This is a genomic window from Mesorhizobium sp. U510 (assembly GCF_059180695.1).
The window spans coordinates 1,041,637-1,059,504 of the sequence record NZ_CP180532.1; the positions used below are offsets into that span (position 1 = coordinate 1,041,637).

At 64.3% G+C, this 17,868-nt stretch carries 14 protein-coding genes and 1 pseudogene; 8 read left to right on the forward strand and 7 right to left on the reverse strand.

The window, feature by feature from the left end; all coding sequences use genetic code 11:
• Positions 1-257: 257 nt before the first annotated feature.
• Positions 258-1,001 carry a GntR family transcriptional regulator gene (locus ACLGL5_RS07105; protein ID WP_069090647.1) on the forward strand — a complete coding sequence of 248 codons (744 nt, stop codon included), beginning with the start codon at positions 258-260 and terminating at the stop codon, positions 999-1,001.
• A gap of 167 nt (positions 1,002-1,168) precedes the next feature.
• A complete protein-coding gene (locus ACLGL5_RS07110; protein WP_069090648.1) occupies positions 1,169-2,683 on the forward strand; it encodes a malonate--CoA ligase in 1,515 nt (504 codons plus the stop codon).
• Here ACLGL5_RS07110 and ACLGL5_RS07115 read toward each other — a convergent pair.
• The 6 genes from ACLGL5_RS07115 to ACLGL5_RS07140 all read right to left on the reverse strand — a co-directional run bounded on the left by ACLGL5_RS07115 (position 2,680) and on the right by ACLGL5_RS07140 (position 9,812).
• Positions 2,680-4,752 carry an ABC transporter ATP-binding protein/permease gene (locus ACLGL5_RS07115; RefSeq protein WP_069090649.1) on the reverse strand — a complete coding sequence of 691 codons (2,073 nt, stop codon included), beginning with the start codon at positions 4,750-4,752 and terminating at the stop codon, positions 2,680-2,682. The two genes, ACLGL5_RS07110 and ACLGL5_RS07115, sit on opposite strands and share 4 nt — an antisense overlap.
• A gap of 76 nt (positions 4,753-4,828) precedes the next feature.
• On the reverse strand, positions 4,829-5,941 hold the full coding sequence (locus ACLGL5_RS07120; RefSeq protein ID WP_069090650.1) for an NAD(P)/FAD-dependent oxidoreductase: 1,113 nt from the start codon (positions 5,939-5,941) through the stop codon (positions 4,829-4,831).
• A gap of 10 nt (positions 5,942-5,951) precedes the next feature.
• The gene (nagA, locus tag ACLGL5_RS07125; RefSeq protein WP_069090651.1) at positions 5,952-7,124 is read right to left on the reverse strand and encodes an N-acetylglucosamine-6-phosphate deacetylase; all 1,173 of its coding nucleotides are present in this window, start codon (positions 7,122-7,124) and stop codon (positions 5,952-5,954) included.
• Complete coding sequence (locus tag ACLGL5_RS07130) at positions 7,121-8,155, reverse strand: SIS domain-containing protein (protein ID WP_069090652.1); 1,035 nt, start codon at positions 8,153-8,155, stop codon at positions 7,121-7,123. The genes nagA and ACLGL5_RS07130 overlap by 4 nt, the downstream gene beginning before the upstream one ends.
• Complete coding sequence (locus tag ACLGL5_RS07135; protein WP_019862377.1) at positions 8,152-8,934, reverse strand: GntR family transcriptional regulator; 783 nt, start codon at positions 8,932-8,934, stop codon at positions 8,152-8,154. The genes ACLGL5_RS07130 and ACLGL5_RS07135 overlap by 4 nt, the downstream gene beginning before the upstream one ends.
• Positions 8,931-9,812, reverse strand: coding sequence for a glucosamine kinase nucleotide-binding domain-containing protein (locus tag ACLGL5_RS07140; RefSeq protein ID WP_069090653.1), 882 nt, complete (start codon positions 9,810-9,812; stop codon positions 8,931-8,933). Before ACLGL5_RS07140 ends, ACLGL5_RS07135 begins: the two co-directional genes overlap by 4 nt.
• A 198-nt stretch (positions 9,813-10,010) precedes the next feature.
• Here ACLGL5_RS07140 and ACLGL5_RS07145 point away from each other — a divergent pair, with 198 nt between their 5' ends.
• The 6 genes and pseudogenes from ACLGL5_RS07145 to ACLGL5_RS07170 all read left to right on the forward strand — a co-directional run bounded on the left by ACLGL5_RS07145 (position 10,011) and on the right by ACLGL5_RS07170 (position 16,556).
• Positions 10,011-10,970, forward strand: a complete 960-nt coding sequence (locus ACLGL5_RS07145) for an N-acetylmuramic acid 6-phosphate etherase (protein ID WP_038651076.1) — start codon at positions 10,011-10,013, stop codon at positions 10,968-10,970.
• 2 nt (positions 10,971-10,972) lie between these two features.
• On the forward strand, positions 10,973-12,232 hold the full coding sequence (locus tag ACLGL5_RS07150; protein ID WP_494372889.1) for an ABC transporter substrate-binding protein: 1,260 nt from the start codon (positions 10,973-10,975) through the stop codon (positions 12,230-12,232).
• Positions 12,233-12,485: 253 nt separating this feature from the next.
• Positions 12,486-13,416 (forward strand): annotated as a pseudogene (locus tag ACLGL5_RS07155) (carbohydrate ABC transporter permease).
• A 227-nt stretch (positions 13,417-13,643) separates the two neighbouring features.
• Positions 13,644-14,483 (forward strand): carbohydrate ABC transporter permease, encoded by an 840-nt coding sequence (locus tag ACLGL5_RS07160; protein WP_010912697.1) that lies wholly within the window; start codon positions 13,644-13,646, stop codon positions 14,481-14,483.
• Complete coding sequence (locus ACLGL5_RS07165; protein WP_069090655.1) at positions 14,480-15,541, forward strand: Gfo/Idh/MocA family protein; 1,062 nt, start codon at positions 14,480-14,482, stop codon at positions 15,539-15,541. Before ACLGL5_RS07160 ends, ACLGL5_RS07165 begins: the two co-directional genes overlap by 4 nt.
• A 16-nt stretch (positions 15,542-15,557) precedes the next feature.
• Complete coding sequence (locus ACLGL5_RS07170) at positions 15,558-16,556, forward strand: ABC transporter ATP-binding protein (RefSeq protein WP_019862382.1); 999 nt, start codon at positions 15,558-15,560, stop codon at positions 16,554-16,556.
• A gap of 85 nt (positions 16,557-16,641) precedes the next feature.
• On the opposite strand, the gene ACLGL5_RS07175 is transcribed toward ACLGL5_RS07170, so the two are convergent.
• On the reverse strand, positions 16,642-17,577 hold the full coding sequence (locus tag ACLGL5_RS07175; RefSeq protein WP_010910050.1) for an IS110 family RNA-guided transposase: 936 nt from the start codon (positions 17,575-17,577) through the stop codon (positions 16,642-16,644).
• Positions 17,578-17,868: the final 291 nt, after the last annotated feature.

The following is a 17,868-nucleotide window of genomic DNA, read 5'->3' on the forward strand; positions in this document are numbered from 1 at the left end:
GCGACAGAAAAGATGCTCGCACAGGCACACAAGAAACGGATAAACCTGCGTGTATACAAAACACGTTAAGTTTCTGCTGGTTGTAGAGACGCGCAAGTTTCCACGATCAGATGCAGAGCGGGGTATATTTCTTTGTGCTTAAGTACAATAGCGCCATCTTCTGCTTGAGCCCCTTGATGCAGACATTGTATGGTACACGTACGGAAGATTCTTCTAGGACTCGCATTGCCCGGAAAATTGGGGACAAGGAGTCAACCTTGACATACGGAGCTGCCAATCTGAACGACGACGGCACAGGATCCAAGAGCACACTTGCCAGTACGGTCTACCAACGATTGCGGGAGGATCTTCTCAGCGGCGCTCTTGAAACCGAAAGCAAGCTGCGGGTCGAGTGGGTTGTTTCCAAATATGGCGCCGGCGCTTCCCCGGTTCGCGAAGCTCTCAATCGCCTTGCCTCCGAAGGACTTCTTGGTCGCCACGACCAGCGTGGCTTTTTCATCATGCCGGTCAGTGCGGCGGAGCTCGAGGAGCTGACGCGCACCCGCTGCTGGCTCGAGGAGCGGGCGCTTCGCGAATCCATCGCCCACCGCACCGCGGAATGGGAAGAACAACTGGTGCTGGCGCTGCATCGCCTGGGCCGCGCCTCACGTCTTTCGCCGCAAGATCCCTCGTCGCTCGATCCGGATTGGGAGAAATTGCATCGCACCTTCCATCGCGTGCTCATCTCCGCCTGCCGGTCGCACTGGCTCGTGGGTTTCTGCGATCAGCTTTCCGATCACGCCTATCGCTACCGGCAAATGGCCAATGGCGGCGAAAGCGTCCCGCGCGACGGTTCCGCCGAACACCGGCTGATCGCCGAATACGCGCTGGACGGCAATGCCGATGGCGCGGTCCAGGCCTTGATCGAGCACTACCAGCTGACCGCTTCCATATGCATGGAGCGTTTCAAGCAAGGTGAAGTCTCAAAGGTCGCCGCCTCGGTCGCACGCGCCCGGCGGTAACGATCTTTCCCTTGGCGCCTTGTCGCGACCTTCGGCGGGAGTGACGTGCTGGACCGCCGTTTGCGGCCTTGACGGCATGGCTTGGAAACGCGAACTCTTCGCCGCCGACTCATGTAGCCCTCAAGGCGTTGCCGGCGTCGCCATTGCCGTCACTGCGGGAAGACTTCATGAGCAATCATCTGTTCGATGCGTTCAAGTCCCGGATGCCGGCGCCCGGGCATCTGTTGATGGAAACCGATGACGGGCGCTCGCTCAGCTATGGCGACATGCTGGCGCGGTCGGCACAGTTCGCGCATGCGCTGCTGCAATTGGATGTCGAGCCCGGCGACCGGGTCGCCGTGCAGGTCGACAAGAGCCCGGAGGCGCTGCTGCTCTATCTCGCCTGCGTGCGCGCCGGCGCTGTCTTCCTGCCGCTCAACACCGCCTACACGCTGACCGAGCTTGCCTATTTCTTCGGGGATGCGGCGCCGCGCGTCATCGTCTGCGATCCGGCAAGGGCGGCCGATATCGGGCGCATGGTCGAGCCATCCGGCGCCGTCGTCGTCACGCTCGACCGCAACGGCCAGGGATCGCTGGCGGACCAGGCTTCGCGTCTGCCGTCGGATTTTCACGATGTGGCGCGCGGGCCCGATGATCTCGCGGCAATCCTCTACACGTCGGGAACGACAGGCCGCTCGAAAGGCGCCATGCTCAGCCACGAAAACCTGGCCTCGAATGCGCGGGTGCTGGTGGAGCAATGGCGCTTCACATCGGGCGACGTGCTGATCCATGCGCTGCCGATCTTCCACACCCATGGCCTGTTCGTCGCCACCAATGTCGTCCTGATGGCGGGCGCCTCGATGCTGTTCGAGCAGAAATTCGACCCGGCCCGGATCGTCGCGCTGCTGCCGCGCGCCACCGCGCTGATGGGCGTGCCGACCTTCTATGTGCGGCTGCTGCAGCAGGATGGACTGGACCGACAGGCGACGAAGACCATCCGCCTGTTCGTGTCCGGCTCGGCGCCGCTGCTGGCCGATACGCACAAGGCCTGGCGCGAGCGCACCGGCCACGCCATCCTCGAACGCTACGGCATGACCGAGACCAACATGAACACTTCGAACCCCTATGAGGGCGAACGGCGCGCCGGCACGGTCGGCTTCCCCTTGCCGGGTGTCGCGCTGCGCATCGTCGACCCCGACAGCGGCAAGCCGCTGGCCCAAGGGCAGGTCGGCATGATCGAGGTCAAGGGTCCGAACGTTTTTGGCGGCTACTGGCGCATGCCGGAAAAGACCAAGGCGGAATTCCGCGCCGACGGTTTCTTCATCACCGGCGATCTCGGCATGGTCGACGCCGACTTCTATGTCCATATCGTCGGCCGCGGCAAGGACCTGATTATATCGGGCGGCTACAACATCTATCCGAAGGAGCTCGAAAGCGAGATCGACGCGCTTGATGGAGTGAGCGAAAGCGCCGTCATCGGCGTCGCCCATCCGGATTTCGGCGAAGGCGTCACCGCGGTCGTCGTGCGGGCGCCGGGGGCAGCGATCACCGCAGCCGAAATCCTCGGCGCCATCGCCGGGCGCCTGGCCAGGTACAAGCACCCGAAGCAAGTGATCTTCGTCGACGAATTGCCGCGCAACACGATGGGCAAGGTCCAGAAGAATCTTCTGCGCGACGCCTATAAGGATATTTACGCGTCCTAACTGCCGTTCGCCGTCTTGCGCGGCTTGTTGATCCTGGTGCCGGAACCCCACAAGGCGCGCTGAAATAGCCCGCGTTTGCGGTTGCGCGGCACGAGATCGATATCCCCGACCAGTTTCGCGCCGCCCTTGCGCCGCTCCAGCGTGATCTTGCGGGTGTGGAACGCTTCCAGCTCGGCGCGATGCGCCACGCTGACGATGGTAACCTCAGGCAGTTCGCGGATCACCGTTTCCATCATCTGGTCCTGGCTCTTTTCGTCCAGCGCCGACGTTGCCTCGTCCAGCACGACGATGTCGGGGCGATGCAGCAAGAGGCGCGCGAAGGCGACACGTTGCTTTTCGCCGCCCGACAGCATCTGGTCCCAGGGCGCTTCCTCCTTGATCCGGCCGGCGAGGTGGCCGAGACCGACCTTGTCGAGGGCTGCCTTGATTTGCTCGAGCTTCCAATTGTCGGCGGCCGCGGGGTAGGCGACCACCCGGCGCAGCGTGCCCGAAGGGATATAGGGCCGCTGCGGCAGCATGAACAACCGCTTGTCGGGATGTAAATTGACGCTGCCGCTTCCCCACGGCCACAGGCCGGCGATCGCCCGCACAAGCGTTGATTTGCCCGAGCCGGATTCGCCTGAGACCAGCACCCTCTCGCCCGCTTCGACCGCGACTTCCGTTTCCTTCACCATGGACGTGCCGTCGTCGAGCGTCACGGAGAGATTGTCGAGGGAGAGCATGGTGTCGCCCTTGGTCTCGCCGTGCTGGATGCGCCCGAGTTCGTCGCTCTGCTCGGCGCGCTCCAACCCGTCGAGCGACATCATCAGCGAAGCAATGCGGCGTGCGGAGGCGTTCCAGTCGGCGAGGCGCGGATAATTGTCGACCAGCCAGCCGAAAGAGCCCTGCACGATGGCGAAGGCGGACGCCGCCTGCATGACCTGGCCGAGCGACATCGAGCCTTCGAGGAATTTTGGCGCGCACAGCAGCACCGGCACGACCGGTGCGAACAGGCTCGAACCCTGCGACACCAATGCCGTGCGCATGTGCTGGCCGGTCAGTTGTGCCCAGCGTGTCAGCACGCCGGCAAAGGTCTTGTCGATGCCGCTGCGTTCCTCCTCCTCGCCGCCGAGCAAGGCGATGCTCTCGCCGTTTTCGCGCACGCGCGTCAGCACGTAGCGGAATTCGGCTTCCGCCTGGTTCTTCTCTTCGGACAGCCGCACGAAATCGCGGCCGATGACGAACATCGACGTGGAGGTGATCGCGGCATAGATCACCGCCGTGACGACGAGGAAGCCGGGCACGGTGAAAGTCGAGCCTCCCAGGGTGAAGCTCAAGGCCCCGCCGATCGTCCACAGCACCACGATGAAGGTCGAGGCCGACAGGGTGGCGACAATCACGCCGGCGACGAAGTCGACGGGCGCCTCGGTGGCGACCCGCAGATCTTCCGAGAGGCGGGCCTCGGGGTTCTGGTGGTCGCCCTGCACGAGGTTCAGCTGGTAGTAGCGGCCATTGGCGAGCCAACGCGCTATCACCGAGGTGGTCAGCCAGGCGCGCCAGCGGCGCTGCATCGTCATGCGCAGATAGACCTGCGTGACGACAAGACTGATGCTGCCGATGACGAGCGGCACGAACACCGCGCTCAGGAAATAGACGGTGTGGGCGTCTCGCTTCTCGATGGCGTCGAAAATCGAGCGGTTCCAAACATTGATCCCGTACTGGAAGCCGACATTGATGCCGATCAGGATCAGCAGCCCGATCGTCAATGGCCAGCCGAGCCTGTCGCCGTGCCGCCCCCAATAGCCGCGCCCGCTGATCCAGAACCGTTTCAGCAAATATTTCTTGCGCGCCTGTTCTACCTGCTCGGGCGTCAGGTCGGGATCGGGTTCGGCGGCCTCCGGCGGTGGGGCTTCGCCGACAATCTCGGACGCCGCCGCTTCCACGGTCGATGCCTTCTTGTCGCGCGGCTTCTTTTCGCCCGGTTCCTCCCCGCGCGGTCTCTCGTCACGCGGCTTTTGCCGTCGCGGCTTCGGGGTGCCGCGCGGTTTGATGCCGTCGGCCGGTTTCGATCTGGGTTTCGCCTCGGACATACGCCCCGACAACGAGCTTGAAATCAAAAGGTTTCATGTCGCCCGCTTGATATGGCAAAATTCCCGGCTGCGACCGCTATCGCGGGTACAGCAGTTCGACGACATGGTCGGCGATGGCCAGGCTTGCCGTCAGGCCGGGGCTCTCGATGCCGAACAGGTTGACGATCCGTCCGGCTCCGTGGTCGGCCGGACCCTGGATGATGAAATCGGCGGCAGGCTGGCCGGGACCTGACAGTTTCGGCCTGACCCCGGCATAAGCCGCCTGCAGAGCGCCGTCGGCAAGACCGGGCCAATAGCGCCGGATCGCTTCGTAGAAGGCAGCACTTCGGCCGGGATCGACCGTGTAATCCACACGGTCGATCCATTCGACATCAGGCCCGAAGCGTGCGCCGCCGCCAAGGTCGAGCGTCAGATGGACGCCGAGGCCACCTTCGACCGGAACCGGATAGATCAGCCGCGAAAACGGCGACCGGCCGGGAAGCGCGAAGTAATTCCCGCGCGCCAGCCACTGCCGGGGGATGAAATTCCCGGGGAAACCGTCGATCCGGCCGGCCAGGGCTTGCGCATCGAGGCCCGTAGCGTTGATGAAAGCGCCGGCATCCAGGGCGAAGGCCTCGCCATTGGCATCGCGCGTTTCGATCCGGATCCCGCCAGCCTCCACCGTCGCCCTTGCAACGGTGGTCAGGAAAGCAAAGGACGCACCGGCGGCTTCGGCCTCGCCGCGCAGCGACAGCATCAGCGCATGGCTGTCGACAATGCCCGTCGATGGCGACAGCAGTGCGCCGGCGCAGGTCAGTGCCGGCTCCAGGCTTTCGGCCTCGCTTTGCGTCAAAAACTCGAGATCATCAACCCCGCTGCGTCGCGCATTGGCCTCGATCTTCCGCAACCCGTCGGTCTGGCCGGGCTCGCTGGCGACAATCAGCTTGCCGGTGCGCTTATGGGCGATGTCGTGCTCGGCGCAGTAGGCGTAGAGACGCCGGCGCCCCTCGACGCAGAGCCGGGCCTTCAGGCTTCCCGGCGCATAATAGAGCCCGGCATGGATGACTTCGGAATTGCGCGAACTGGTGGCGGTGCCGATCGCATCGGCCTGCTCGACCACCACCACCTCGCGGCCCGACACGGCCAGCGCCCTGGCGACGGCAAGCCCGACGACGCCCGCTCCGGCGACGACACAATCGATTGTCTGCATGGCCCCGCCTTCAGCGTGAAGCGCCGGCCTCGAACACCTTGTCGCCGCCGATCCAGACGCTTCCTATGCCAAGATCGTCCGACAGCGCAACGATGTCGGCCGCCGTGCCGTTGGCCAGACGGCCAAGCCGGTGCGACTGGCCGATCGCCTGCGCCGGATAGAGCGAGGCCATGCGCAAGGCCTCGGACAGATCGACACCGACGACATCGTGCATGAACCGCACAGCCGAGATCATGTCGAGATCGGCGCCGGCCAGCGTGCCGTCGGCAAGCCGCAGGCTCCCGTCCTTGCGGTAGATGGTGCGGCCGTTGAGCGTGAACGAGGTCATGTCGGTGCCGATCGTTGCCATCGCATCGGTGACCAGCACGATCTTGCCCGGCCCCTGCTTGGCGTCGAGCGCGATCCGGATGCTGGCTGGATGGACGTGGATGCCGTCGGCGATCAGTCCGGCTGACAATGTGCCGATGTTGACGGCCGCGCCGACGAGGCCAGGCTCGCGGTTGCCGATCTGGCTCATCGCATTGAACAGATGGGTGACCACGCCGGCACCCGCATCGGCAAAGGCTTTTGCCGTGGCATAACCCGTGTCGGAATGGCCGAGGCTGACGATGATGCCGGCCTTGGCCAAGGCCGCAACGCGCGCCGGATCGACGGATTCCGGTGCGATCGTGGTGAGCAGCACCGGTAGTTTCGGCCGCGCCGCGATCAGCATTGCCTGGTCGGCATCCGTCATCGGCCGGATCAGCGCCGGATCATGCGCGCCCTTGCGCGCGATCGACAGATGCGGGCCTTCGAGATGCAGGCCGAGGAAGCCCGGCACCTTTTGCAGCGCGGCGGCCTCGCCGGCGGCGATGGCGGCAGCGGTGATCGCGGGCGTGTCGGTGATGAGCGTCGGCAGCAGCGCCGTCGTGCCGAACGGCGCATGCGCCCGGCAGATGGTTTCGATCGAGGCGACATCGGGGTGGTCGTTGAGCATGACGCCGCCGCCGCCATTGACCTGGATGTCGACGAAGCCCGGCACCAGCATGCCGCCGCCTGTGTCGGCGGCGCGGATATCCGAGGGAATGGCGCCGGTGGGTAAAATCGCCTCGACCAGGCCGTCGCGCACGACTAGGGCGTGGCCTTCATGCCAGTCGTCACCGTCGAAAATGCGGGCGCCAGTCAGGGCAAAACGGTCGCTCATACGGTCTCCGTCACCTTGCGAAGATTGCGCGGCGTGTCCGGATCGAGGCCGCGATGGCGCGCGAAGGCCTCGACGAACACGTAGAACGAAACGATCAGCGTCAGCGGATCGGTCAGCGGGTGACCGGTGGCGACATGCGGCAGGCGGGTGGCGCGGTTGGCAAGCGCTGAGGTGACGAACACCGGCGCCCCCTTGGCCGCCAGCCCGTCGGCCGCCTCAGTGATGGACGGTTCTGACGCATCGCGCGCGGCCAGCGCCAGCACCGGAAAATCGGGACCGATCAGCGCCAGCGGGCCATGCATGACTTCGGCCGCGCTATAGGCCTCGGCATGCATGCCGCAGGTTTCCTTGAACTTCAGCGCCGCCTCGTTGGCCATCGCCGCCGACGGGCCGCGGCCAAGGATGAACAGCGATTTCTGCTTCTCGATGGTTTCGGCCAGCACGCTCATCCAGTCGCAGGCGATCGCCTTGCCGAAATGCTCTGGCAAACGGGCCAGTGCTGCCAGAAGAGCTTCGTCGCCGGTGGAATGCGCCATCAACGCAAGACCGGCGACGGCGGAATTGACGAAGGTCTTGGTCGCCGCGACGCTGCGCTCCGGGCCGGCAAGGATGTCGATCGCATAGTCCGAGGCGCGCGCCAGCGGCGAGTCGGCGGTGTTGGTGATGGCGATGGTCAGCGCGCCGCCGGCGCGGGCGGTTTCGGCCATGGCGACGATGTCGGGGCTCTTGCCCGACTGCGAGATCGCGAGACACGCCGAGCCGTCGAGCCTCAGCTTGCGGCCATAGATCGAGGCAATGGACGGACCGACCGAAGCGACGGCAAGGCCCGCGGTCAGCTCCACGGCATATTTCATGAAGGTGGCCGCATGGTCGGACGACCCGCGCGCCACGGTGACGACGAAATGCGGGTCGCGCTCCTTGATACCGCGCCCGGCCTCGGCGAGCACGGCGCCGGAGCCGTCGAGCAGCCGGGCGACGGCCTCAGGGATCTCCTCGATCTCGCGCTGCATATGGGTGGTGTTGGAGATCATGGTCGGCCCTCTTCGCTCGGCCCTGTCAGCCGCAGTTCGGCAACGAAATCATAGGCGTCGCCCCGGTAGATGGAGCGGGTGAATTCGATCACCTTGCCGCTCGCCAGATAGGAAATGCGTTCGATATGCAGGCCGGCGATACCGGGCGGCACTTCGAGCAGACGCGCATCGCTGTCGCCGAGATTGGCGGCCGAGATGCGCTGCACCGCCCGTACCGGGCGGTTGCCGGTCAATTCCAGCGCCGTATAGAGCGAGGAGCCGATACCAGCTGGGTCGGGCAGCACGCTCGCTGACAGCGAGGCGCGTTCGATCGCCAGCGGCGTGTCGTTGGCGATGCGCAGGCGCGCCACGCGCGCCACCAGTTCGCTCGATGACAGGCCAAGCACCATCATCTCGTCGGGCGAGGGCGCGTAGAGGCCGCGGTCCAGCCATGCCGAACGCACCGCCATGCCGCGCCGCGCCATGTCTTCGGTAAACGAGGTCAGCCGCGACAGCGATTGCTCGACGCGCTCCATGCGCGGCGCCACGAAAGTGCCGGAGCCGTGGCGCTGCACGAGGATGCCGCCCTTGACCAGATCCTGCACCGCCTTGCGCACGGTGACGCGCGAAATGTCGGCCTTGGTGGCGATGTCGCGTTCGGAAGGCAGCGCGTCGCCCGGGCCGATCAGGCCGCGATTGACGGCGTCCTCGATGCTTTTGCGCAGCTGCAGATAGAGCGGCGCGCCGCTTTGCGCGGACTGCTTCAGCGTGGCAAAGATCTGGTCGGCGGCGTCATTCATCGCGCCGCCTCCACCGGTCTGGCGAAAAGCCGGACCGCCATCTGCACCGCGCCGCCCAGCGCATCGTCGAGCGGCGGCTTGAGCAGTGCCCGGTAGCGCGCCGACAGGCGCGGCGCGTAGAGCGGCGCCAGCCCGCCGAGCAGGCAAAGCGGCGCATCGTCCGAAAGGCCGAACGCGCCGAGTGACGCCTCGACATCGCCGACCGCCTTGTCGACGATCCAGTTGGCGACGGCATCGCCCTTTTGCGCATGCTCGAACACTTTCGGCGCGAAGCCGCCGAAATCGCCGGGCTTGGCATTGGTGGTGAATTCGACCACGTCCTCGGGATTGTTGCGGAAGATGGCCATCATGGTGTCGGTCAGCGGCGAAGCCGCGCGCACGCCGTCATGGGCAAGCAGCGTCTGTTCTAGGAGGTCGCGGCCGATGCGGGCGCCGCTGCCCTGGTCGCCGACCTGGAAGCCCCAGCCGCCGATGGCGCGCGACGTGCCATCCTTGCGCGCCATATAGGCGGTGCCGGTGCCGAGGATGGCCATGGCGCCGTCACCGGAGCCGACGGCCCCTTCGAGCGCGATCTCGGCATCGGTCTCGACACGGCTTGTGCTGAACGGCAGGATGGCTTCGAGCTGCTGCCGGTAGGTGCCGACATTGGCACCGGCAAGGCCGAGAATGGCCGGTGTTTGCGGGATGAGTTCGGGATCCTTCCCGGCGGCGATGAAGGCTTGCCGCGCGGCGTCGACAATGTTCGAGCGCGCGCCGGTGAGGTCGGTGCGGATGTTGGCGGCGCCGCTTTTGGCACGGCCGATGACCGAACCTTCAACCGTTGCCAGGGCGGCCCTGCAGCTGGTGCCGCCGCCATCGATACCGAGCACGAATTTCACGCGATTTCTCCTCCGGGCGGATAATACCAATAAAATACCAATAGCCAAGAGTTAATTTCCGTTTCAAAAAGACTAAGCCGTATTTTATTGAAAATCCTGAACATTTCGTCGGCTGAGCGATTTCCTCTCCGCGATTTCGTTAATGCGTGTGGACAAGTGGTATTTTTTTGGTATTGTTCTGGTATTGGAGGAACACGGATGGCTGAAACGCGCACCGAAGCGCTTCACAGGAATGCCGAGGGGCTGGATATCCAGGCTCCGGAAGCCATCCTTGTTTCGCTGGCCGATGCGCAGATCGAAGCCGCCAAGGCCGTCCACAACGCCATCCCCGCCATCGCTCGGGCAGCCGAGATCATCGCCAGCCGGTTGAACGGCGGCGGCAAGCTTGCCTATGCCGCGGCCGGCAGTTCCGGCCTGATGGCTTTGGCCGACGCCCTGGAGCTTCCCGGCACTTTCGGCATCCAGCGCGACCGCATCGCCATCCTGATCGCCGGCGGCGACGAGGCCTTCAAGACGCTGGCCGGCGGCCCCGAGGACGATACGGAGGAAGCCGCGGCGGCGGTCGCCAAGGCCGGCATCGGCGCCGGCGATTGCCTGATCGCCCTTTCCGCCAGCGGCACCACGCCCTATGCGGTGCGCGCCATCGAGGACGCCCGGCGCCGTGGCGCGGCCACCATCGGCATCGCCAACAACCGGGACTCAGCGCTGCTGCGTCAGGCGGAAACCGCCATCCTCTTGGAAACGCCGCCGGAAGTGATCGCCGGCTCGACGCGCATGGGGGCCGGTACCGCCCAGAAGATCGCGCTCAACATGCTGTCGACGCTGACCGCCGTCCATCTCGGCCATGTCCATGACGGCTACATGGTCAATCTCATGGCCGACAACATCAAGCTGCGCGACCGCGCCGCGCGCATCGTCGCCGCCATCAGCGGGCGCGACAGGAACGAAGCCGCCCGGCTGCTCGAAAAGAGCGGCGGCGCGGTCAAGACCGCCATTCTGCTCGCCGCCGGCGCCGACAGCGCCGATGCGGCGGAGAAACTGCTGGAAGGAACCGGCCAGAAGCTGCGACCGGCGCTTTCCGCGATCGAGGGGAGCAAGGGGCCTAAAACCTCTGTTCTCATCAAAACCGAACCTGAAAAAGGTCAACAGGGAGACTGAGCATGACAACGAAATTACTGACGGCACTGCTTCTGGGCACCAGCATTCTCGGCTCGGCCGGGTTGGCTCATGCCGAGGACGTAACGCTCAACATCGAAAGCTGGCGCGGCGACGACCTTGCCATCTGGAAGGACAAGCTGATCCCGGCCTTCGAAGCCAAGAATCCCGGCATCAAGGTGGTGTTCGCGCCATCGGCTCCGACCGAATATGACGCAGCCCTCGGCGCCAAGCTCGCCGCCGGCTCGGCGGGCGACCTGATCACCTGCCGCCCCTTCGACAAGTCGCTCGAGCTCTACAAGAAGGGCAACCTCGCCGATCTCTCGGCGCTGCCCGGCATGGAGAACTTCTCGCCGGTCGCCAAGTCCGCCTGGCAGACCGATGACGGCAAGGCGAGCTTCTGCGTGCCGATGGCGTCGGTCATCCACGGCTTCATCTACAACAAGGACGCCTTCGACAAGCTCGGCATCAAGGTGCCGACGACCCGCGACGAGTTCTTCGCCGCGCTCGACAAGATCAAGGCCGACGGCACCTACATCCCGATGGCGATGGGCACCAAGGATCTCTGGGAAGCCGCGACCATGGGCTACCAGAACATCGGCCCCAATTACTGGAAGGGCGAGGACGGCCGTCAGGCGCTGATCAAGGGCACGCAGAAGCTGACCGACAAGGACTGGGTCGCGCCCTATGAGGAACTGGCCAAGTGGAAGCCGTATCTCGGCGATGGCTTCGAAGCGCAGACCTATCCGGACAGCCAGAACCTGTTCACGCTCGGCCGCGCCGCCATCTACCCGGCCGGCTCGTGGGAAATCGGCCTGTTCAACACCCAGGCCCAGTTCAAGATGGGCGCCTTCCCGCCGCCGGTCGAGAAAGCCGGCGACACCTGCTACATCTCCGACCATACCGATATCGGCATGGGCCTGAATGCAGCCTCCAAGCATGCCGACGCGGCCAAGACCTTCCTGTCATGGGTGGCCTCGCCGGATTTCGCCACCATCTACGCCAACGCTCTGCCGGGCTTCTTCAGCCTGAACTCCTCGCCGGTGAAGATGGCGGACCCGCTGGCGCAGGAATTCGTCTCCTGGCGCGGCAAGTGCAAGTCGACGATCCGCTCGACCTACCAGATCCTGTCGCGCGGCACGCCGAACCTCGAGAACGAGACCTGGGTTAAATCGGCCAACGTCATCAACGGCACCGACACGCCGGAAGCCGCGGCCAAGAAGCTGCAGACCGGTCTCGACAGCTGGTATAAGCCGGCGAAGTAAGAGCTCAGGCAACGGAGCCGGCCGGGCGCATGCCTGGCCGGTTCCGGATACCCTGGCTTTCAGAATAAGTCCGTTCAGATAGCGATTGTCGGCACCGCCTCGCGGCCTTACCCTTGCTCGTCTTGGGGAAGGCTGGCTGATCAGTCGCAGGCCTTTGTTCTTGCCGCACCGGGCAAGGATGTCGGGGCCGTGCATCGAGGCATCATCTAGCAACAACATCGTCTGGAACCGAGAGACGGCGGGAACCGAACTCATGGCCGCAGATATCAGACCGAAAAGACCGTTTCGCTGGCACATCGCCATCTTCCTGGCGCCGGCCGTGCTCGTCTATACGGCGATCATGATCCTGCCGCTTGCCGGCACGCTGCAGCTCTCGCTGTTCCGCAACATCGAGCAGCACCAGGTCTTTGTCGGTCTGGACAATTTCCGCACCTTGTTCGGCGATCCCAACTGGTCGGTGAATTTCTGGAATGCGCTGCGCAACAATGTCTGGTTCTTCATCATCCACATGCTGGTGCAGAACCCGATCGGCGTCATGCTGGCCGCCCTCTTGTCCAGCCCGAGGCTTAGAATTCGCGGCCGTCTACCGCACGGCGATCTTCGTGCCGACCATCCTGTCCTTCGTCATCGTCGGCTTCGCCTGGAAGCTGATCCTGTCGCCGCTGTGGGGCGTGGCGCCGCATATGATGGACCTCGTCGGCCTGAAAAGCCTGTTCACGCCCTGGCTCGGCAAGGAGCAGTACGCGCTGACCGCGCTCAGCCTGATCTCGGTGTGGCAGTTCGTCGGCATCCCGATGATGCTGATCTACGCCGCCCTGCTGTCGATTCCCGAAGAGGTGATCGAGGCCGCCGAATGCGACGGCATCACGGGACTGTCGCAGTTCTGGAAGATCAAGCTGCCGCTGATCCTGCCGTCGATCGGCATCATCTCGATCCTCACCTTCGTCGGCAATTTCAACGCTTTCGACCTGATCTACACCGCGCAAGGCGCGCTCGCCGGGCCGAACTATTCGACCGACATTCTCGGCACCTTCCTCTACCGCGCCTTCTTCGGCTTCCAGCTGCAGGTCGGCGATCCCAATATGGGCGCGGCGATCGCCACGATGATGTTCCTGATCATCCTCGGCGGCGTCTGCGTCTACCTGTTCCTCGTCCAGACGCGCCTGCGTCGCTACCAGTTCTGAGGGGTGGATATGTTACGGCTGAACACCCCCCTTAGGCCTGCCGGCCATCTCCCCCGCAAGGGGGGAGATCGGATGTCATTTCGGCCTTCGCCAATCTCCAGCGTTGCAAGACGTGCGGCAACGCAAAAGCTGCCAATCTCCCCCGTTGCGGGGGAGATGCCCGGCAGGGCAGAGGGGGGTGCCTGGGCGCCGACCTCACGGATCGCGATTGTCCAGGAGACCTTCCAATGAGCACCGCCACCCGTTCGCTGCCCCGCACCATCGGCGCTCACGCGATCCTTTTGACCTACACGGCGATCGCGCTGTTCCCGGTGATCCTGGTCATCATGAATTCGTTCAAATCCCGCGCCGGCATCTTCGGCGCGCCGTTGACGCCGCCGACGCCGAAGACCTTCGACCTGATCGGCTACACCACGGTGATCGGCCAGGGCGACTTCATCCATTATTTCCAGAACAGCCTCGTCGTCACCGTCGCCTCGCTGTTCTTCGTGCTCCTGTTCGGCGCGATGGCGGCCTTCGCGCTGTCGGAATACCGCTTCCGCGGCAATTCGCTGATGGGGCTCTACCTCGCGCTCGGCATCATGATCCCGATCCGGCTGGGCACCGTTGCCATCCTGCAATTGATGGTGGCGAGCGGGCTGGTCAACACGCTGACGGCACTGATCCTGGTCTACACCGCGCAAGGCCTGCCGCTCGCCGTCTTCATCCTGTCGGAATTCATGAAGCAGGTGTCCGACGATTTGAAGAATGCCGGCCGCATCGACGGCCTGTCGGAATACACCATCTTCTTCCGGCTGGTGCTGCCGCTGGTCAGGCCGTCGATGGCGACTGTCGCCGTCTTCACCATGATCCCGATCTGGAACGATCTGTGGTTCCCGCTGATCCTGGCGCCGTCGGAAGAGACCAAGACGGTGACGCTCGGCGCGCAGCTCTTCCTCGGCCAGTTCGTCACCAACTGGAACGCCATTCTGGCCGCCCTCTCGCTGGCGATCATGCCTGTGCTGATCCTCTACGTCATCTTCTCGCGGCAGCTGATCCGCGGCATTACTTCCGGAGCCGTCAAGTGAGTTCGCAAAAGCCTCTTCGCGTCGTCGTCGCCGGGCTCGGCAATATGGGCCGCAGCCATGCGCTGGCCTATCACACCAATCCGGGCTTCGAGATCGCAGCCCTCATCAACCGCTCCGACGTGCCGCTGCCGGACGGGCTGTCGGCCTATGGCATCAGGCGGTCTTTCGACGAGGCGCTGCGCGACGAAAAGCCCGATGTCGCCTGCATCGCCACCTATTCCGACAGCCATGCCGACTATGCGGTCAGGGCGTTCGAGGCCGGTTGCCACGTCTTCGTCGAAAAACCGCTGGCAACCACGGTGGCCGCCGCAAAACGCGTCGTCGCGGCCGCCAAGGCCAACGGCAAGAAACTGGTGATCGGCTATATCTTGCGCCACCACCCGTCCTGGATCCGGCTGATCGCCGAGGCGCGCAAGCTCGGCGGCCCCTACGTCTTCCGCATGAACCTCAACCAGCAATCCGCAGGCCCTACCTGGGAGACGCACAAGCAGCTGATGCAGACGACCTCGCCGATCGTCGACTGCGGCGTCCACTATCTCGACGTCATGCTGCAGATCACCGACGCCAGGCCGGTCGAGGTGCGTGGCATGGGCGTGCGGCTGACGCAGGAGGTCGCGCCGACCATGTACAACTACGGCCACCTGCAGGTGCTGTTCGATGACGGCTCGGTCGGCTGGTATGAGGCCGGCTGGGGTCCGATGATTTCCGAAACCGCCTTCTTCGTGAAGGACGTCATCTCGCCGAATGGCTGCGTGTCGATCGTCATGAAGGAAGGTGTGAAGTCCGATGACATCGACACCCACACCAAGACCTCGACCATCCGCCTGCACAGTGCGGCGACCGGCCCGGACGGCAAGTTCGTCAAGGCGGACGAGATGCTTTCCATGGCAGGCGAACCCGGACACCAGGACCTCTGCGACCTCGAACAGGCCTTCGTGCTGAAGGCGATCCGCGAGGATGTGGATCTCACCCGCCACATGGACGACGCGGTGAGGTCACTCGCCGTCTGCCTTGCCGCCGACGAGAGCGTGCGCAGCGGCGCAGCCGTCAAACTCTAAAGCTAGGAACAATATTGTGGGCTCGCTGAAGATCGAGAATGTGAAGAAGGCCTTCGGGCCGGTCGAGGTGCTGAAGGGCATCAACCTCGAAGTGACCGATGGCGAATTCGTCGTCTTCGTCGGCCCGTCGGGCTGCGGTAAGTCGACCTTGCTAAGGGTCATCGCCGGGCTGGAGGATTCGACCTCGGGCCGCGTGGTCATCGACGGTCAGGACGTCTCCGTCACGCCGCCGGCCAAGCGCGGCATCGCCATGGTCTTCCAGACCTACGCGCTCTACCCGCATCTGACGGTGAAGAACAATATGGGCCTCGGCCTGAAACAGGCCGGCACGCCCGCCCCGGAGATCGACCGCCGCATCGGCATCGCCTCGTCCATGTTGTCGCTGGAGCCCTATCTCGAACGGCGCCCGGCCGAACTCTCCGGCGGCCAGCGCCAGCGCGTCGCCATCGGCCGCGCCGTGGTGCGCGAGCCAAAACTGTTCCTCTTCGACGAGCCGCTGTCGAACCTTGATGCGGCACTGCGCGTCAACACCCGGCTTGAGATCGCGCAGTTGCACCGCCGGCTGAAGGCGACGATGATCTATGTCACCCACGACCAGGTAGAGGCGATGACCTTGGCCGACAAGATCGTCGTGCTGAACGCCGGCAGGATCGAGCAGATCGGCGGCCCGATGGAGCTCTACAATTCACCGGCGAACGAATTCGTCGCCGGCTTCATCGGCTCGCCGAAGATGAACTTCATCGACGGCGCGCGCCTCGGCGAGACGGCCAAGACCATCGGCGTGCGGCCGGAACATCTGACCGTCGATCCGAAGTCAGGCAGCTGGAAGGGCACGGTGGTGCATGCCGAGCATCTCGGCGCCGACACCAATCTTTATCTCGACTGCGAAAAGGCTGGGCTGATTACGGTGCGGATTTTCGGCGTCTATGACGCCGAGCCGGGCGCGACGCTCTATGCGACGCCGGATCCGGCGAAGACGTATAGATTTGGCGCGGATGGGAAGACGATCAAGTAGCGCGGGACCGCGCCTTTCCTTCCCCCTTGTGGGGGAAGGTGGATCGGCGCGCAGCGCCGAGACGGATGAGCGACTATCTGAGGTGTCAAGTTGCATTTGCGAATTCGTTACGCGCGTCGCGTGCTTTTGCATTGAGAATGACGAGCAGCTTGCGGGCGAGCGCAATGCGGATGACCATTTTCTCCTTTCCGGCAGTCTGCAACCGTTGCTTGAAAGCTGCCAGATGCGGATCATATTTGGCAACGATGCTGGCAACGAGAAAGAGGACGCCGCGCGGCCCTGCCCGACCGCCGCGCACTGGTCTTCGACCGCTGCGCTTGCCACTGTCATTGGCGATCGGCGCCAGGCCGGCCAACTTGGCGATGGCCTTGTTGGAGAGGATGCCGATCTCCGGCAACTGCGCCATCAGCCGCGCCACGGTGCGAGAGGCAACACCCTTGAGCGAGCGGAAGGCTCGGTCGAGGCATGCCCACAGCGGATCGTCATCGATGAGCGTGGCGATCTCACCTTCGAGCCTGCGGCTCTGGCGCGCAAGCAGCGCGATCACTTCATCGAGGCTGGCGATAGTTTCGGCGTCGGCGGTGCTCTTGCGCTGCTTTTGAATGGTGAGATCTCCTCCCACCTGGGAAAGCCGCGCAACCAGCGCCTTGAGCCGCTGCTGGGCCGCGCTCGGCGGCGGCGTCGGCTTGAGCCGCTTGACGGCACCATAACGGGCAATCACGGCGGCATCGATTCTGTCGGTCTTCTCCAGGAAACCCATTGCCTCGGCGAAGTAGCGAACGCTCCTCGCGTTGGCCATGCCGCAGGGTTGGCCCATCTCCCACAAGAGCAGGAAGGCCAGCCGTTCGTAGCCGCCACTGGCCTCCATGATGACGAGTTCGACATCATGGTTCTGACACCAGGCGGCCAGATCGGCGATGCCTGCCGCATCGTTGGCGAAGCGGTTTGCCGCTCCCATCGGCTCGATATGGGCGTCGAGCCAGTCTTTCGAAATATCTATTCCACAGAGGGTCGTGTTCACGGTAACCTGCCTTGTGCGTGCGATTGGAGCCAAGCGACTATTCGGTCGTGCGTGACGAAGACGAAGATCCCAGGCTCATCCACGGTTGTAGCCGCAGGGGTGTCGGGCGACTTCGCCAAGCCTCGAATCGGATGGCCGTCCGGTTCGAGGCTCAGTCGCTTCCATCGCACAAAGTCTCCTCCGTGCAGATACAAGGGGTGCTCCAGCGAAGTGAGGCGTCGGCGTTCCCTGGAGCACCCCTCATCCGACTCGCTTCGCGAGGCCACCTTCTCCCGCAAGGGGAGAAGGTCA

What these genes read in the sequence shown, in the direction of transcription:
- ACLGL5_RS07110 (WP_069090648.1), top strand. Translation starts at nt 1,169, where the DNA reads ATGAGCAATCATCTGTTCGATGCGTTCAAGTCCCGGATGCCGGCGCCC.
- ACLGL5_RS07115 (WP_069090649.1), bottom strand. Translation starts at nt 4,752, where the DNA reads ATGTCCGAGGCGAAACCCAGATCGAAACCGGCCGACGGCATCAAACCG.
- ACLGL5_RS07120 (WP_069090650.1), bottom strand. Translation starts at nt 5,941, where the DNA reads ATGCAGACAATCGATTGTGTCGTCGCCGGAGCGGGCGTCGTCGGGCTT.
- nagA (WP_069090651.1), bottom strand. Translation starts at nt 7,124, where the DNA reads ATGAGCGACCGTTTTGCCCTGACTGGCGCCCGCATTTTCGACGGTGAC.
- ACLGL5_RS07130 (WP_069090652.1), bottom strand. Translation starts at nt 8,155, where the DNA reads ATGATCTCCAACACCACCCATATGCAGCGCGAGATCGAGGAGATCCCT.
- ACLGL5_RS07135 (WP_019862377.1), bottom strand. Translation starts at nt 8,934, where the DNA reads ATGAATGACGCCGCCGACCAGATCTTTGCCACGCTGAAGCAGTCCGCG.
- ACLGL5_RS07145 (WP_038651076.1), top strand. Translation starts at nt 10,011, where the DNA reads ATGGCTGAAACGCGCACCGAAGCGCTTCACAGGAATGCCGAGGGGCTG.
- ACLGL5_RS07150 (WP_494372889.1), top strand. Translation starts at nt 10,973, where the DNA reads ATGACAACGAAATTACTGACGGCACTGCTTCTGGGCACCAGCATTCTC.
- ACLGL5_RS07160 (WP_010912697.1), top strand. Translation starts at nt 13,644, where the DNA reads ATGAGCACCGCCACCCGTTCGCTGCCCCGCACCATCGGCGCTCACGCG.